Source organism: Parazoarcus communis (genome assembly GCF_003111645.1).
Taxonomy (GTDB): domain Bacteria; phylum Pseudomonadota; class Gammaproteobacteria; order Burkholderiales; family Rhodocyclaceae; genus Parazoarcus; species Parazoarcus communis_A.
Window position 1 is genome coordinate 563,876 of the sequence record NZ_CP022187.1, and the last position, 15,335, is coordinate 579,210.

At 62.8% G+C, this 15,335-nt stretch carries 15 protein-coding genes; 3 read left to right on the forward strand and 12 right to left on the reverse strand.

From position 1 onward, the window contains the following. Positions 1-3 precede the first annotated feature (3 nt). The 3 genes from CEW83_RS02720 to CEW83_RS02730 form a co-directional block, all read right to left on the reverse strand. Positions 4-1,320 carry an amidohydrolase family protein gene (locus CEW83_RS02720; RefSeq protein ID WP_108947973.1) on the reverse strand — a complete coding sequence of 439 codons (1,317 nt, stop codon included), beginning with the start codon at positions 1,318-1,320 and terminating at the stop codon, positions 4-6. A gap of 98 nt (positions 1,321-1,418) precedes the next feature. Continuing rightward, on the reverse strand, positions 1,419-1,988 hold the full coding sequence (locus tag CEW83_RS02725) for an aromatic-ring-hydroxylating dioxygenase subunit beta (protein ID WP_108947974.1): 570 nt from the start codon (positions 1,986-1,988) through the stop codon (positions 1,419-1,421). 41 nt (positions 1,989-2,029) lie between these two features. After that, positions 2,030-3,424 (reverse strand): aromatic ring-hydroxylating dioxygenase subunit alpha, encoded by a 1,395-nt coding sequence (locus tag CEW83_RS02730; RefSeq protein ID WP_108947975.1) that lies wholly within the window; start codon positions 3,422-3,424, stop codon positions 2,030-2,032. Between the two features lie 364 nt (positions 3,425-3,788). Between CEW83_RS02730 and CEW83_RS02735 the strand changes: the two genes are divergently transcribed. Next, complete coding sequence (locus CEW83_RS02735) at positions 3,789-4,568, forward strand: SDR family oxidoreductase (protein ID WP_108947976.1); 780 nt, start codon at positions 3,789-3,791, stop codon at positions 4,566-4,568. Here the strand turns inward: CEW83_RS02735 and CEW83_RS02740 are convergent. Further along, on the reverse strand, positions 4,565-4,984 hold the full coding sequence (locus tag CEW83_RS02740; protein ID WP_234418967.1) for a VOC family protein: 420 nt from the start codon (positions 4,982-4,984) through the stop codon (positions 4,565-4,567). The two genes, CEW83_RS02735 and CEW83_RS02740, sit on opposite strands and share 4 nt — an antisense overlap. A gap of 686 nt (positions 4,985-5,670) precedes the next feature. Here CEW83_RS02740 and CEW83_RS02745 point away from each other — a divergent pair. Both CEW83_RS02745 and CEW83_RS02750 read left to right on the forward strand, forming a co-directional pair. Next, complete coding sequence (locus CEW83_RS02745; RefSeq protein ID WP_108947978.1) at positions 5,671-6,081, forward strand: hypothetical protein; 411 nt, start codon at positions 5,671-5,673, stop codon at positions 6,079-6,081. Next, positions 6,065-6,250, forward strand: coding sequence for a hypothetical protein (locus CEW83_RS02750; RefSeq protein WP_108947979.1), 186 nt, complete (start codon positions 6,065-6,067; stop codon positions 6,248-6,250). The genes CEW83_RS02745 and CEW83_RS02750 overlap by 17 nt, the downstream gene beginning before the upstream one ends. 93 nt (positions 6,251-6,343) lie before the next feature. On the opposite strand, the gene CEW83_RS02755 is transcribed toward CEW83_RS02750, so the two are convergent. From CEW83_RS02755 to CEW83_RS02790, 8 genes are all read right to left on the reverse strand, one after another. Then, the gene (locus CEW83_RS02755; RefSeq protein ID WP_108947980.1) at positions 6,344-7,606 is read right to left on the reverse strand and encodes a glycerate kinase type-2 family protein; all 1,263 of its coding nucleotides are present in this window, start codon (positions 7,604-7,606) and stop codon (positions 6,344-6,346) included. Further along, on the reverse strand, positions 7,606-8,571 hold the full coding sequence (locus CEW83_RS02760) for a D-2-hydroxyacid dehydrogenase (protein ID WP_108947981.1): 966 nt from the start codon (positions 8,569-8,571) through the stop codon (positions 7,606-7,608). Before CEW83_RS02760 ends, CEW83_RS02755 begins: the two co-directional genes overlap by 1 nt. 22 nt (positions 8,572-8,593) lie before the next feature. Continuing rightward, the gene (gene tkt / locus CEW83_RS02765) at positions 8,594-10,573 is read right to left on the reverse strand and encodes a transketolase (RefSeq protein ID WP_108947982.1); all 1,980 of its coding nucleotides are present in this window, start codon (positions 10,571-10,573) and stop codon (positions 8,594-8,596) included. Between the two features lie 99 nt (positions 10,574-10,672). Next, complete coding sequence (locus CEW83_RS02770; protein ID WP_234418968.1) at positions 10,673-11,590, reverse strand: AEC family transporter; 918 nt, start codon at positions 11,588-11,590, stop codon at positions 10,673-10,675. A gap of 15 nt (positions 11,591-11,605) precedes the next feature. Further along, positions 11,606-12,484, reverse strand: a complete 879-nt coding sequence (locus CEW83_RS02775) for an NAD(P)-dependent oxidoreductase (protein ID WP_108951154.1) — start codon at positions 12,482-12,484, stop codon at positions 11,606-11,608. 13 nt (positions 12,485-12,497) lie between these two features. Beyond that, a complete protein-coding gene (locus CEW83_RS02780; protein ID WP_108947984.1) occupies positions 12,498-13,757 on the reverse strand; it encodes a TRAP transporter large permease in 1,260 nt (419 codons plus the stop codon). Then, positions 13,754-14,317: a TRAP transporter small permease gene (locus CEW83_RS02785; RefSeq protein ID WP_108947985.1), complete on the reverse strand. Its 564-nt coding sequence runs from the start codon at positions 14,315-14,317 to the stop codon at positions 13,754-13,756. Before CEW83_RS02785 ends, CEW83_RS02780 begins: the two co-directional genes overlap by 4 nt. Continuing rightward, positions 14,317-15,288 (reverse strand): TRAP transporter substrate-binding protein, encoded by a 972-nt coding sequence (locus CEW83_RS02790; RefSeq protein WP_108947986.1) that lies wholly within the window; start codon positions 15,286-15,288, stop codon positions 14,317-14,319. The genes CEW83_RS02785 and CEW83_RS02790 overlap by 1 nt, the downstream gene beginning before the upstream one ends. Positions 15,289-15,335 lie beyond the last annotated feature (47 nt).

Consider the following 15,335-nt stretch of genomic DNA (forward strand, 5'->3'; position numbering starts at 1 on the left):
GGCTTACAGTGCGGTTTCGGCGTCGGCCTGCTTGAACATCGCGTTGATGTCGCCCGAGGTGACCGGCTTGCCCGCTTCGCGTTTCGGTGCAGCGCCGCCCATGCCCTGGGTGGGCGCGGTATTGACGCCTTTCGCGGCCGCTTGAGCGCGAAGCGCGCCGACGGTGCAATTTTCGCGGCCGAGGATATCGAACGGCGCGTAGCTGTATTCACGCATCACGTTGAGGTGGGTCACCTTGTCGATGGTCGCATCGGGCAAGTGCTTGAAACTCTCCCAGACCACTTCCGGCGAATTGGGCCAGGTGCAGTCCGAGTGCGGGTAGTCACACTCCCAGCCAACCATGTCCTCGCCGATGTGCTTCAGGTTCTGCAGGCCGAAGTCGTCCTCGATGAAGCAGGTGATGATGTGCTCCTTGAACACTTCGCTCGGCTTCTTGCCGCCGAAGTCGGCATTGGTCCAGGCTTTGTGATGACGATGGGTGAAGTCCGCACGCTCGAGCAGGTAGGGAATCCAGCCGATGCCACCTTCCGACAGCGCCATCTTGAGTGTCGGGTATTTCTTCCACATCGGGGCCCAGATCCAGTCAGCAGCCGAGTTGGCGATCGAGATTGGCATCGAGGTGATCCAGGCATCGATCGGCGAGAGATCGGATGCGTGATCCGCTTTCACACCGGTGCCAATGTGACAGTTGATCACTACCGCGTTGTCAGCACATGCCTTCCATACTGGATCCCAGTATTCGTCATGGATCGAGGGGAAGCCGTGAAGTGCGGGGTTGTCAGACAGCGAGATGGCATGCACCCCGCCTTTTGCCATGCGGTTGATCTCGGCTGCGGCGGCTTGCGGGTCCCACCACGGAATCAGCGCCATCGGGATGAAGCGGCCGGGGGCTGCGTTACACCAGTCGTGAAGGTGCCAGTCGTTGTAGGCCTGGATTGCCGCGAGCGAGACGTCGCGCGCGTCAGGGTACTGCTGAAAGCGCTGGCCTGCGAAGCCGGGAAAGGTCGGAAAGCACAGTGAGCCGAGCACGCCGTTCGCGTTCATGTCATCTACGCGGGACTGAACGTCCCAAGTGCCGCGGCGCATGTGCTCGTAGCCGAGTGGCTCCATGCCGTACTCCTCCTTCGGGCGGCCAACCACTGAGTTCAGGCCCATGTAGCCCGTGGCACGACCTTCGAACACCCACACATCGCGACCCTTGAGGGTCTCGATATGGGGTTCGCGACCCTTGAACCTGGCCGGCATGTGGCGCGCAAAGGCGTTTGGGGGTTCGATTGCATGGTCGTCGATACTGACGAGGACGAGGTCTTCGAGTTTCATTGCGTGTCTCCGGTTTTTTTCGATCGTGCGGCCATTTATAGGGACGCACAGAGCCAGCCCCACCGCTTCCGGGGGGCGTGGATGTTCTTTGGACAGATCTAGAGAATGATTCCGAGGTTGGGCGTGCCAATGACGACCTGATCGAGCAGGATTTCACGGCGTGCCAGCATCAGCGAGTCACCCTCGCGGCGCAGGATGTCATGACGTTCGCAGGGGATCAGGTCGAAATAGTCGAAATCGAAACGGCTGCGGGTTACCAGCAGGTAGCTGTCGACCTTGAGTTCGTTGGGTTTGTCGGTTGTGTAGACGCGGACGTTGCTGACCATGCGCTTGACTCTGGACGGAGGGTCTTCGCCCCACGCACTTTTGGTGTCAGTAATGCGCTTCACCCGCATCATCATCGAGCCATAGTTCTCGTGGAGATGCTGAACGTTTCGCGAGTAGGTCTGTGCGAAATGGGCTGTCGATCGCGTGTGACGCAGGGGCGCGTTGTACTCGAGATCCTTGGTCAGCAACTCGGCCCATTCGCCGAGACGAAGATTGTCGAGCATCTCCGCTTCGTCGTAGAGGAAGTTGAGAACCTCGTTGTAGGCTTCACTGCCGATGGCAATGCGGTTTTTCCTGACGGAAGGCGGTAGCGGGGTGGGCTCGAGAAGTTCTTGAAGCATGGATGTCTCCAAATAGTCAGTCGTGTCGGACGTCATGTCGATCAGTTCTTGGCCGTCATGAGTTCGTGCCAGTACTGCCACCAGCGCCACTGCGTGTCGTCCTTGGTGAAGCCATCGCCGACGTCGCCGGGTCCGGGCCAGCCTTCGGGTTTTGCGTTTTCGTACATCGCCTGATACTTCAGGGTGATGTTCTTGCTGACTGCGCCCTTGGCGGCAAGGGTTTGATGTGGCCAGGTGTCGGAGTCGTCCTGTTCCACCATGCCGGAGGTGCCGAGGAGCTGGACGCCAAGTCGCAGCATCTGGGCCTTGAGTTCGGGCGGCGTGTCCTTTTCAGCGAGGATCCAATTGACGAACTCGAGCTTGTCAGGCCCCTTTGGAACGTAGGCGTGCAGTGCCATCACACCGATAACGCCATCGGGCGTGGGGATGTACACGAACTCAAAGAGGCCGTTGGGAAAGAAATTTCCGACTTGAGGGGGCCGCCAGGTCATCAGCTTGAGCTGATCCTCGCTGAAGCGCTCCATCATTTCAGGGAGCATGGCTGGCGTGATGCCGGGGGGGGGCAGGGCTTCGAGCTTTTCCTTGACTGACAGCTCGGATGGCTCCTTGCCTGTTAGCCGGCGGATTTTTCGGTCCAGTTCGATGCAGCGCATGGTGTGTGCGTGTGCCGTGTAGACTTCCGATCCATACATTTCGGGCGTCAGATCGCCGCCGCCACCTTCGCTGCCCGGCTTGCGGTACGGACCAACCTCAGAGAGCCAGCGGTGCAGGGTGAGCACATGGAAGCCGTCGGAAGCGGATTGTTCGCAGGCCGTTTTCCAGTTGGCTCGGATGGTGAAGCGCTGCGGGGGGCCGAGCACCTCCATGCCCTTGTTGGTGCGGCACCAAAGGGTGTCGAAATACCATTTCGCGTCGCCGAGGAAATCGTCAAAGCTCGGGCCGTCAATGTTCCAGGTCGCGAATACCAGACCGCCGTAGATCGCCACGCGGGCCTTCTTCAATCCCAGTTGCTCCTTGGTGAGCAAATTGCCGTGCATGCACTCCTTGTCCACCGGGGCGCCGATGAAATCACCGTTCGGCTTAAAGGCCCAGCCGTGATAGATGCAGACATGTACCGGGGTGTTGCCGACGTCGTGGGTGGAAATCTTCATCCCGCGGTGCGGGCAGACGTTCAGTGAAACGTATATGTTGTCGTCACTGCCCCGCGCCATCAGGACCGAGTCCGAGCCCATGTCCCGAACCACGAAGTCACCCTTGTTCGGGATTTCTGTTTCGTGTCCGAGGAAGACCCAGGTCTTGGCGAAGATGCGCTCCATCTCGAGTTCATACAATTCGGGATCGGACAGGGTCCGCATCTTTACTTCCCGAGTTTCCAGGTTGATGAGATCGGATAGCAGAGTGCCATCCGAGAGCCTGGGGTTTGTTGATTCAGTCATTCGTCCCTCCTCCTGAAGATTGCGGCGTTTCTTTAACAGTTATACACAAATTAGAAAAGTGTGTAACTTAAAGAGATTGTGCTCTCCAGAATCCTGCTGAGATTTGATTTAGGTCAACTAGAATTGCTACGTATCACTTCTTTTTCGTTCAGAAGAGGGATGGGGGGGCGTAAGGCCATTTATACGATCGGTTGAACTTGTTGGACAGTATGCTCAAATGTGATCCGAACTATTACTCGCTACCGGTGAGAGTCAGGTGGGCGGGTCAAGTCCGACAGGGGAGCTCGATTTTGTGGCGCGGCCAACTTCGACGCGAACTGCGACAAGATCAGCAGCGCGTAGCAACGAATCTGAGGAGTTCTCTATGGATCTTGGACTGAATGGTCGCAAGGCAATTGTCTGTGCGTCATCGCGGGGGCTTGGGAAGGCCTGTGCCATTGCACTCGCAAACGAAGGCTGTTTCGTCGTGATCAACGGGCGCGAAGCACGACAGCTTGAAACCACGGCGGACGAAATCGGAGCGATGACGGGGCGCCGCCCGCTCACGGTTGCAGCAGATCTCTCGACCGCAGAGGGCCGTCAGTTGCTGCTTGCTTCGTGTGGTGAGCCCGACATCCTAGTGACGAATAATGGTGGGCCGAAGCCCGGTCGGCTTGGCGATTGGGATCATGCCGCCTGGGTGGGCGCGCTCGAGGCCAACATGCTTTCCGCCATCCTGCTTATTCAGGCTGTTGTGGGTGGGATGCGGTCGCGGCGCTTCGGTCGGATCATCAACATCACCTCTGCGATGGTGAAGTCACCACGACTGCCGCTGGGCTTATCGACTGCAGCCCGTGCCGGACTGACCGCTTTCTCCAAAGCGCTCTCGACGGAGACCGTGCGCGACAACGTAACGATCAACAACCTGCTGCCCGAGCGGATTGAAACCGATCGTCTTCGCTACATGATCGACACGCTGGCGCGTGCGAAGGGAACTGGTCTCGAAGAGGCGCGTGCCGAGATGCTGCGACCCGTTGCAGCAGGTCGTTTCGGCCGACCTGAGGAGTTTGCGGCCGCCTGCGCCTTTCTATGCTCCGTTCAGGCTTCCTATATTTGCGGGCAGAATCTGCAGATCGACGGCGGCTCCTACGAAGGCCTGATCTAGCTTGTATCTGCACCCGAAGCTGTGACGCGACCGCGCACTTTCCAGTCAGCAGGTGCGCGCTCGGTCGCTTCGAAATCGAGTTCAACCTCGACGCCGTTGGGGTCGAACATAAACACCTGCCAAGTGCGGACGTCGCCAGGCGCACGGATAATTCGGTATGGAGTATCTGAGTGATCAAGGCGGTCCAGCGTCTCTGAAAACCCCTCGGCATGAAATGCCATATGATCAAGCGCACCGCGCCGCGGCTCAGGCATCTGGTCGACGCCAACGACGTGCAGCACGGCTTGCTTGCCCGCGTAAAGCCAGTAACCAGGCACCGGGAAGGGGGGGCGCGGGCCTTCTTCCAGTCCGAGTAGCTCAGTGTAGAAGCGGTGTGTGTTGTCGAGTTGATCTGTGACGATGGTGAAGTGATCCATGCGCTTTATCACATCCGCTCCTTGGCGTCGTCTCGTGTTCGAGCGCTTGCAAGTTCAGGCTCGACTAATCCTAATCTGATTGGACACGATTCTAATGCGGGTGACGAACTGTGTCGTCGTTCGCGGAGATGGCCGTTATCGCTCTGCGCACATCAATTTGTCCCACACCTTGTTTCTATCTGACGTTTGGACAAGCAAACAGGCCCGCTTGAAAAGCCTGTGGGCCTGTGTCAGTATTCGTGCGCTGCTGGTGTTACAGGTTGGTGTTACAAGGCGTCGAGGTCGTTAAGTAAGCTATTGATTTTTATATGGCTTTTTGGTGATCCTGAAGCATCCCACCCTCTCCGCCAAATATTCAAGCACTGAGCCCAATTCCGAAAGGTTTTGGGCTTTTTGTTTTTTTGCGACTTGTTAGGTGCTGGGCAGGAAGTGGGCAGGGATTCTGAAGATCTGCTGCTGATTTTCGGCGTGCCATTCATTGTGCGTACCCAAAAAAGCGCTTCCGCTACAGTGCCTGCATGCATGCATGGATGCGCGGTCAAAAATCCTTACCCCTGAACAACAGATCTTGGACGCAGACGATTCTATCTGCCAGTCTTCGTCCATCGCCCACAACTAGGCACTGCGATGGAGCGCTGCTCGAAAGACCTCCAGCACTCAGTGAGACATCGGGCGCGCAGCAAAGAATGTTTGCCTGCTGGCTGAAGGTTGCCGACACTACGACATTGTCAAACGGGAGCGAGGTCGAGAATGCCAGCATCTATTCCGCGCAAGATCTGCCAGACACGCTGCCCGAGGCGAACGAGGATCGCGCATCTCGAGGACTCAAGCCACAGTCACAAAAGGGATTGGGCAGAATCTTTGGAGCGCAGTATCGACTCGACGACGCTTCAGTTATTGCCCAACGCGGAGACGGACTTATCACTCGAAAGGGAGATGGACGGACGACATCTTTACGACCTGATAAAAGCGGTGCCGACCCGCTCGTCGCAGTTCGCCAGAAAGCCGATCAAGCACTGACTGCCAGCCTGAAGGGGGGCGTCGTTCAGGCGGGCGAGGAGTTCTTTGTGGAGCAGGAAAATGGACAAGGGCTGTAACAAGGAAGAAGCACTCGAGCAGAAGTCGATGCAGGAACAGGTCGACACGGCGATCAGCGAGATGCCCCTCAATCAGGAAGCACTCGAGGCGATCAACCGCAGACGCGTCAAGGCCGGGTTGTCGCTAATATCGAAGGTCGAGTACGACGCAGCGCACAAGGCGGGGTAAGCCTCACCGGGGGGTATTTCAGTCGGGCGCGTGACTTTCCCAGATGCTCTGGACGGACCTTACTCCTCGCCACTGCGCTGCAGCTCATTGGCATCACAGAATGATAAGCGCGCGGAAGTCGTTGACGTTTGTACGTGTCGGGCCGGTTACCACTGTGTCGCCGAGCGCTTCGAAGAAGCTGTGGGCGTCATTGTCGCAAAGGCTGTCGGCGGGGCGCAGCCCCAGCGCCCAGGCTCGGGACAGGGTGTCAGGGGTGATTATCGCGCCGGCGATCTCTTCTTGGCCGTCAACCCCGTCGGTGTCACCGGCAAGCCCGTATACGCCAGGCGTATCGTCGAGGGCGAGGGCGAGGGCGAGAAGGAATTCGACGTTGCGGCCTCCGCGTCCGGCACCGCGCACCGTGACGGTCGTTTCGCCGCCGGAGAGCAGTACGCAGGGAGACGTGAAGGGCTGGCCGCGGCGGATGATCTGGTGCGCTATGCCGGCCATGACCTTGCCCACATCTCGTGCTTCGCCTTCAAGGCTGTCACCGAGGATATGCACAGCAAGTCCGGCCGCACGGGCGACCTCGGCTGCGGCCTCGAGAGCGTGTTGCGGAGCGGTGACGATGCTGGTTTCGTTACCCGCAAAAACGGCGCTTCCGGGCTTGAGGCTTTCACCGCGGGCGCTTTCAAGCGCCTCGCGCACTGTGTTCGGCAGTTCGATGCGATAGCGGCGGACGATCGCGAGTGCGTCCGCACACGTCGTCGGGTCGGGGACTGTCGGGCCAGACGCAATGTTGATCGGGTCGTCGCCGGGAACGTCGGAGAGTAGCAGAGTGATGACGCGCGCCGGGTGGCAGGCGGCGGCCAAGCGGCCGCCCTTGACTGCGGAGAGGTGGCGCCGGACGCAGTTCATCTCGGAGATCGTCGCGCCGGATCGCAGGAGCTCACGATTGACGGCCTGCTTGTCCGCCAGCGTCAGACCTTCAAGCGGGGCGGTCAGCAGCGCTGAGCCGCCGCCGGAGATCAGGCATAGCACCAGATCGTTGGGGCTGAGGTCGCGCACTTTTTCTAGCATTCGCGCAGACGCGGCCATTCCCGCCGCGTCTGGGACAGGGTGGGCGGCCTCGACGATGTCGATGCGATCACATGGCACGGCGTAGCCGTAGCGGGTGATGACGAGGCCTTCGAGCGGCCCGGTCCAGTGATCCTCGACTGTGCGTGCCATCGCCGCCGAGGCCTTGCCAGCACCGATCACCACCAGTCGGCCGTTCGGTGGCCGGGGGAGGTGGGGTGGGACGCAGTGGGCTGGCTGTGCGGCGGCAATGGCCGCGTCGAACATGCGGCGCAGCAAGTCACGGGGGGCAGGCATCATCAGTAGGCGCCCTCGACGAGATTGCGCGGTGTGCCGGCGACGAATTGCTCGATGTTGTCTATCAACTGGTCGGCCAGCGTTTTCTGTGCTTCGTCCGACGCCCAGGCGACATGGGGCGTGAGAATGACGTTGGGGCGCGCGGCGATACGCATCATCGTGCTGTCGGCGGCGGGGGGTTCGCCGACGGTGACGTCGAAGCCGGCGCCGCTGATCAGACCCTCGTCGAGCGCCTGTACCAGCGCCGCTTCGTCGACGAGGCCGCCGCGCGCTGTATTGACGATCAGCGGGCGGCGGGCCATGGCGCGGAATTCGGGCATCGAGACCATGTGGCGGGTGTCGGGCGTTAGCGGGCTGTGGAGGGTGATGATGTCGCTGGTGGCGAGCACCTCCTCCCACGGGGTGTATAGGTGGCCGAAGCCGCACTTGCCTTTGTGCGCAGCGAATAGCGGCACCATGCCGAAGGCGCGGGCGAGTGCGGCCACACTCTGGCCCAGTGCGCCTTCGCCGATGATCCCAAGGCGGGCACCGGCCAAGTCGTGGATGGGGTGGTTAAAGAAGCAGAACTGCCCCGATTTTCGCCATTCGCCCCGGATCACGTCGTCGCGGTAGGCGACGATATTGCGCCGTAACGCCAGGATCAGCGCGAAGGTGTGCTCGGGCACGGTGTTGACGGCATAGCCGCGGATGTTGGCTACGGCAATGGCGTGGCGCTGGCACCAGGCCTTGTCGACACAATCGGTGCCAGTCGCCGCCACGGCGATGAGGCGCAACTCGGGCAGTTGTTCGAGCACGGCGGCAGTCAGCGGCACCTTGTTGGTGATGGCTATCGTGGCGCCGGTGAGGCGGGCGACCACCTCGTTGGCGCCGGTGTGTTCGTGAGTGACCAGTTCATGCGCAAAGTTTGGCGTGCGCAGCGTGATCTGCGGGGCGATGGTGGCGCGGTCGAGAAAGACAATCTTGTGCATGGGGTAGCGTTCCTGAAGGGGGTCAGAGGTGGCGCTTGGCCTCTGCAACGATGGCTGCAGGGGTGATGCCGAAGAGCGTGTACAGCTGCTCCGCGGGGCCGGAGGCACCGAAACCGCTCATGCCGACGAAGCCGCCGCGCTGGCCAAGGTACTGGTCCCAGCCGAAGCGCATGGCGGCCTCGACGCCTACGCGAACGGTGTCATTGCCGAGCACGGCGTGGCGGTAGTCGGCGTCCTGAGCATCGAAGAGCGACCAGCATGGCATCGACACCACGGCGGTGGGGATGTTGTCGGCTTGCAGCAGATCGCGGGCGGCCAGCGCCAGGCTCACCTCGGAGCCGGTGGCCAGCAGCGTGACGGCGCGAGGCCCGCCTTCGGGTTTGGCGAGCACATAGGCGCCACGGCGCGACAGATTGTCGTCGCTGTGGCGGGTGCGTACCGTGGGCAGCGCCTGGCGAGCGAAGATGAGGCTTGCCGGGGTGTGGCGACAGTCGAGCGCGATTTCCCAGCATTCGGCGGCTTCGACCGCGTCGGCCGGGCGCATCACCAGCATGTTGGGCATGGCGCGCAGCGCGGCGAGGATTTCGACCGGCTGGTGTGTCGGTCCGTTTTTGCCGACGCCGATGGAGTCGTGACTGAACACGAATTTGACCGGCAGGCCCATCAAGGCTGCCATGCGCATTGCCGGACGCTCATAATCGGAGAAAGCGAGGTAGGTCACGGCCAACGGGATGGCTCCGCCGTGTGCCGCGATGCCGTTGGCCATTGCGCCCATGACATGTTCGCGCACCCCACAATGTACGTAGGCGCCGGCACGGTCTTCGGCAGTGAAGGCGGCGAGGCTGCGCTTGTGGGAGGTGGGGGCTTCGAGGTCGGCGCAGCCGACGATGCGCTCGGGCAGGATCTCGACCAGCAAGTCGTTGATCTCGGCCGAGGCGAAGATGCCGGGCTTGGGCTCGGTGTCGGCGGCGGCGCGTTGCTTGTAGCTCAGCAAGACCTCGCGCCATCCGGCGGGCAGCTCACCGGCCTGGACACGCTCGAACTCGGCGCGATCGTCGGGGCTCAGGGCGGCGAGGCGTGCGCGCCATGTGGTGTGGTCTGCCGCGCTGCGCCGGCCGGCAGTGCGCCAGGCCGCCAGGAGGTCGGCGGGAATCACGAACGGCGCATGAGGCCAGCCGAGCAGTTCGCGCGCGGCGTCGGCATCGTCGGAAAACAGGCGAGCGCTGTGCCCGCCGCGCTGGCCCTGTACGCGTGGGATACCCCTGCCGATCGTAGTGCGGCAGGCGAGCAGGGACGGGCGCGAGTCTTGTTTGGCGAGCGTGATGGCAGCGGAGACAGCATCGACGTCGTGGCCGTCGAGCTCGATCACCTGCCAGTCGGCGGCGCGGAAACGGGCGGCGACGTCTTCGCTGATCGACAGCGCGGTAGCGCCATCGTCGGTGATCTTGTTGTCGTCCCAGAACAGCACCAGTTTGCCGAGGCGCAGGTGGCCGGCGAGCGAGATCATCTCCTGACCGACACCCTCCTGCAGGCAGCCGTCGCCGACGAAGGCGTAGGTGTAGTGGTCGACCACTGCCGTGCCGAACCGGGCGCTCAGGTAGGCCTCGGCCACCGCCATTCCAAAGGCGTTGGCGATGCCCTGGCCGAGCGGGCCCGTGGTGACCTCGATGCCGCAGGCCGGGTCGATCTCGGGATGGCCGGCGCAGTGCGAACCCAGTTCGCGGAAGGTCTTGACCTGATCGAGGCTGATCTTCTCGTAGCCGGTGAGATAGAGCAGCGAATAGAGCAGCATCGAGCCGTGGCCGTTGGAGAGTACGAAGCGGTCGCGGTCGGGCCAGGTGGGGTTGGCCGCATCGAACTTCAGGTGGCGGGTGAACAGTGCGGTGGCGATCTCGGCCATGCCGAGGGGCACGCCCTGGTGGCCTTCGCCGGCATGGACAATGGTGTCCAGGGAGAGAAAGCGGATGGCGTTGGCCATCGCGTCTGAAGTGGTGTTCTGCATGGACGTAGGTCTCCTGGGGCCGGCGTCAAGGGCTGGCGGGCCGCGTTGTCGTGAGAATTCGGGGGCGGAGGCGGGGGCGTCAGCCCGGGCGTGGCGGGTTCATGATGAGAGCCGGATCGCAAGGGCGAACGAGATGGACAGCAGCGCCACCAGGTTGCCGGCAATCACGATCGCGGCCACCTTCTCGGGCTCCTGGCCGTAGCGCTCGGCGAACATGTAGTTGAGCACTGCCGGCGGCAGCGCCCCGAACAGCAGCAGCACGTCGGTTTCCGCCGAAGACAGGCCGAAGATCCAGCAGAACAGGGCGGCCAGCAGCATGCCGGTGGCCGGCGTGGCGATGGCACCAACCAGACCAATGCGCCATTCGGAAAAGGGTGCGGCATTGAGCCGTACCCCCAAGGCGAAGAGCATCAGCCCGGCGGATACATCGCCCATGACCTTGAAGGAGGACAGCACGGGTGGCCACAGGGTGGCGCCGGTGGCACTCACGAAAATGCCCCCCGCGCCGGCGATGAACACCGGTTCGCGCAGAACCCGCCACAGTTTGAGGCTGTTGCCCAGCCACATGCTGGAGATGGTGAAGTGCAGAACGTTCTCGATCAGGAACAGGATTACCGCCGCCGGCAGCGCCTCGTGTCCGAAGGCCAGCAGCAACAGCGGCAGGCCCATGTTGCCAGCGTTCTTGAACATCAGCGGTGGCAGCAGTGTGCGCGGCGCATAGCCGAACGCACGTGCGACGGGCAGGCCCAACAGCCCCGAGCCCAGCACGATGATCGTGCCGCCGATGGCCACCATCTTCACGTCGGCGAACGAGAAGGACTGGCTGGCCAACGCCGAGAAAATCAGCGCCGGCACGAAGATGTCCATGTTCACCTGATTGGTGGCGAGCATGTCCGGCCGGTGGCGTCGACCGTAGAGGAAACCTACTACGATCACCGAGAAGACGGGGAAGACGATGCTGGCAATGTCGAGGAACATGGCGGTCGGGGTCGGCGCGGTGCGCAGACCGGGTGGCATCTGCGCGGGTGGCCATCATCGGGTGCCGTTGAGGGCGTAGTAGCTGCGGATCACCTGACTGTCGTCGGCGCGGCCTTCGCCGCGGCCCGAGGTGGCCAGGAACAGCTGGTGGGCGACAGCCGCAATCGGCAGGGCGGCCTGGGCTTCGCGGCCGGCCTCAAGGACGATGCCCAGGTCCTTGACGAAGATGTCCACCGCGCTGCTGACCGCGGGGTCGTCCTGCAGCATGCGCGGTCCGCGATCCTTGAGCATCCAGCTGCCGGCGGACGAGCCGCCCATGATCTCGAGCAGGATGTCAAGATCGACGCCCACCTTGGCTGCCAGGGCGAAGGCCTCGGCGACCACGGCGATGTGCACACCGCACAGCAGTTGGTTGACCGTTTTCACCGTGGCGCCCTGGCCGGCCCGATCGCCGACATGGAAGAGGCGCTGGCCGAGCGCCTCGAACACCGGATGGATGCGCGCGTAATCTTCGGCGGCCCCCGCGGCCATGATGGTCAGCGAGCCGGCGGTGGCGCCGGCCGTGCCCCCGGACACCGGGGCGTCGATGAAGCGGCAGCCGGCCTCGGTCACGCGTTCGGCGATGCGTGCGACCGCGCCCGGTGGGCAGGTGGCCATGAGGCACACGATCGCGCCCGGCGACATCGCCGCCAGGGCCCCGGCGCCGAAGAGGACGGCTTCGGCCTGCGCGGCGTTCACCACCATCAGGATCAGCGCGTCGGCGCCCCGGGCGCCCTCGGCAGCACTGAACGCGCGCACCCCCCCGGCCGCTTCCAGCCCGGCCAGTGCGGTCTCGTTCAGGTCGATGCCGCGCACCTTGAAGCCGGCGCGGAGAAGATTGTGGGCCATCGGGAGCCCCATGGCCCCGAGGCCGGCGAAAGCGATGTCGTTCATGTGAGCGCTCATGTCAGTAGATGATGATGCTGGGTACGTAGGAGACCAGACCAAGGACGATGAGCGCCACCAGATAGAACGGCCACAGTTCCTTTGCGATGGCGCCGACGCGCTCCTGCGAGATTGCCGCGGCGATGAATAGCGTGGTGCCCACCGGCGGGGTGAAGAGGCCGAGGCTGAGGTTCACCGCCATCATGATGCCCAGCTGGATCAGGTCGAGACCGATGGCGTTGCCGATGGCGACGAAAGTCGGGCCCAGCAGGAGAATGGCCGCGGGCAGGTCGAGGAACATGCCGACCACGATCATGATGATGTTCATCATCAGAATGATCAGGAATGGCGACTCGAGCGTGGTCATCGCCCAGTTGGCGACCGCGGTGGGCACCGACTCGACCGTGAGCACGAAGCCGACCAGGTTGGACGCCGCAATCACCAGCATGACCACTCCGGTGGTGACCGAGGTGTGGACCAGTGCATCGTAGAAGCGCGCCCAGGTCAGATCGCGATACACGAACAGGCCCACCATCAGGCCGTAAAAGACCGCCAGCACGCTCACTTCGGTGGGCGTGGCAATGCCGGCGCGCAGCAGGACCACGATGAATGCGGGCATGGCGAGTGCTGGCAAGGCGGTGGCTGTGGCGCGCAGGATGTCGCGCAGCGTGACCGTCTGGGCCAGTCGCTTGAAACCGCGCAGGCGCCCCGACAGGTAGCAGGTGAGCATGAAGCCGCCGCACAGCAGCAGGCCGGGCACGACCCCCGCGAGGAACAGCGAGGCGATGGATTCGTTGGACACCGCGGCGTACAGGATGAGGGGGATCGACGGTGGGATCAGGCCGGCGATGACCGAGGACGAAGCGGTTGCCGCAGCGGCGAAGGCCCCCGGGTAGCCCTCGCGCTTTTGCCAAGGGATGAGCATGGAGCCGAGCGCCGAGGCCTCGGCCACGGCGGAGCCCGACACGCCCCCGAACACCGTGGAGCCGACCACCGTCACCTGCCCCAGTCCGCCGTGGAAACGCCCGACCAGCAAGGTGGCAAAGTTGATCAGCCGGCGGCCGAGCTCGCCGCCCATCATCAGGCTGCCAGAGAGCATGAAAAAGGGAATGGCCAGCAGCGGGAAGCTCTGCGTAGGCTGGAAGATCTTGACCACGGCAGCCACGCTCGGCATGCCGCCGACGGTGATGGCTGCGAGGCCGGAGCTGACGATCAGCGCGTAGCCGACCGGCAGGGCCAGCGCCAGCAAGGCGCCGAAAACGAGGATCATCATCAGAGTCATAGGTCCTCCTCGATATGATGGACGCGAACCGAGAGCGGATCGGCGGCCTGCAGCACACGCACCATGGCGGTCAGTGCTGTGATGCCGAGCCCGACGAAGCCGAAGATCATCGCCAGATAGGCCCACTGGGCCGATATGCCTGTGACCGGGTAGGCCTCGCTGCCGGTGATCTCGATTACATCCATACCGACCCAGGCGAGGTAGAAGAAGGTGGCGGCAATGAGGATCTGGTGGGAGACCAGCAGGATCCGGTTGCCGCCCTTGCCGAGCATGCCGTTCAGGGCGGTGACCGCAATGTGCTGGCCACGTTGAGCCGCCATGACGACCCCGCCCATGACGAGCCAGGGAAACAGGATGTTGGGCATCTCGGTTGGCCAGCCCATGCCCTGATTGGTGAGGTAGCGGACAATCACCTCGGCCATCAGCGAGACGAACATGACGGCCAGAGAGCCGATCGCGAGCACCGTGCTGATGCCCACGATCGTGTTGTCCACCCACCGCACCACCAGGGCTGCAGGGCTTTCGGGCGCTGCGGCCAGCGGCGTGTGGGTGGTGTCCATTACTTGGCCGCCTCGGTGACGATCAGCTTGACCATGTCCGGGAACTTGGCCGCCCACTCGTCATAGACTGGCTTGGTCTGGGCGACGAACGGGGCCTGATCCACCGTGTTTAACTGGACGCCAGCGTCGGCCAGCTTCTTGCGAAGGTCCGCATCGGCCGCCAGGGACATGTTCCGGTTCAGCGTGCCGGCTTCGACCGCCGCTTCGCGCACCGCCTTCTGGTCGTCCTTGGACAGAGTGCCGAAGATCATCTTGCTGGCCAGCAGCGGCGTGGCTTCGTACTTGTGGCCGGTCAGGGAAATGTACTTTTGTACCTCGAAGAGCTTGGAGGAATAGATGTTCATCAGCGGGTTTTCCTGGCCGTCGAATACCCCCTGCTGGAGGGCGATGTACAGCTCGGAGAAGGCCAGCGGGGCCGGGTTGGCGCCCAAGGACTTGAAGATGGACAGGGTCATGGGGTCAGGCGGCGTGCGCAGCTTGACGCCGGCCAGGTCGTCAGGTTTGGTGATCGGGCGCACGTTGTTACTCACCTGACGGATGCCGTTGTCCCACAGGGCCAGCAGTACAAGACCTTTTTTGTCGGCGTATTCGCCGAGTTTCTCGCCCACCGGCCCATCGACCACCTTGTAGGCATGCTCCAGGTCGCGGAACAGGAAGGGCAGGCCGAGCAGGCCGAATTCCGGCACGATGTTCGAGGTGGTGCCCTGGGAGTTGGCGCTGAAGGCCATGGTGCCCAAGCGCATGTTGGTGAGGGACTCGGCGTCGTCGCCGAACTGGGCGCTGCCACCGACTTCGACCTTCACGCGGCCGCCGGTTTTCTGCGCCACCAGTTCGGCGAATTTGAGCGAGGCTTCGGCCTTGGGGTTGCCTGGGGCGGCATTGTGCGACAAGCGCAGGACGGTCTGCGACCACGCGGCGGAGGAGGTCATGGCCAGGGTGGCGGCCAGTGCGATCAGTGTTTTTTTCATCATGTGTCTCCGTTCTCTTTCTGAAGTGTGGTGGGCCTGTCGTGCCGGCC

Bases quoted from the DNA above. Each gene is read 5' to 3' on its own strand.
- CEW83_RS02720 (WP_108947973.1), bottom strand. From the start codon at position 1,320: ATGAAACTCGAAGACCTCGTCCTCGTCAGTATCGACGACCATGCAATC.
- CEW83_RS02725 (WP_108947974.1), bottom strand. From the start codon at position 1,988: ATGCTTCAAGAACTTCTCGAGCCCACCCCGCTACCGCCTTCCGTCAGG.
- CEW83_RS02730 (WP_108947975.1), bottom strand. From the start codon at position 3,424: ATGACTGAATCAACAAACCCCAGGCTCTCGGATGGCACTCTGCTATCC.
- CEW83_RS02735 (WP_108947976.1), top strand. From the start codon at position 3,789: ATGGATCTTGGACTGAATGGTCGCAAGGCAATTGTCTGTGCGTCATCG.
- CEW83_RS02740 (WP_234418967.1), bottom strand. From the start codon at position 4,984: ATGGATCACTTCACCATCGTCACAGATCAACTCGACAACACACACCGC.
- CEW83_RS02745 (WP_108947978.1), top strand. From the start codon at position 5,671: ATGTTTGCCTGCTGGCTGAAGGTTGCCGACACTACGACATTGTCAAAC.
- CEW83_RS02750 (WP_108947979.1), top strand. From the start codon at position 6,065: ATGGACAAGGGCTGTAACAAGGAAGAAGCACTCGAGCAGAAGTCGATG.
- CEW83_RS02755 (WP_108947980.1), bottom strand. From the start codon at position 7,606: ATGATGCCTGCCCCCCGTGACTTGCTGCGCCGCATGTTCGACGCGGCC.
- CEW83_RS02760 (WP_108947981.1), bottom strand. From the start codon at position 8,571: ATGCACAAGATTGTCTTTCTCGACCGCGCCACCATCGCCCCGCAGATC.
- tkt (WP_108947982.1), bottom strand. From the start codon at position 10,573: ATGCAGAACACCACTTCAGACGCGATGGCCAACGCCATCCGCTTTCTC.
- CEW83_RS02770 (WP_234418968.1), bottom strand. From the start codon at position 11,590: ATGCCACCCGGTCTGCGCACCGCGCCGACCCCGACCGCCATGTTCCTC.
- CEW83_RS02775 (WP_108951154.1), bottom strand. From the start codon at position 12,484: ATGAACGACATCGCTTTCGCCGGCCTCGGGGCCATGGGGCTCCCGATG.
- CEW83_RS02780 (WP_108947984.1), bottom strand. From the start codon at position 13,757: ATGACTCTGATGATGATCCTCGTTTTCGGCGCCTTGCTGGCGCTGGCC.
- CEW83_RS02785 (WP_108947985.1), bottom strand. From the start codon at position 14,317: ATGGACACCACCCACACGCCGCTGGCCGCAGCGCCCGAAAGCCCTGCA.
- CEW83_RS02790 (WP_108947986.1), bottom strand. From the start codon at position 15,288: ATGATGAAAAAAACACTGATCGCACTGGCCGCCACCCTGGCCATGACC.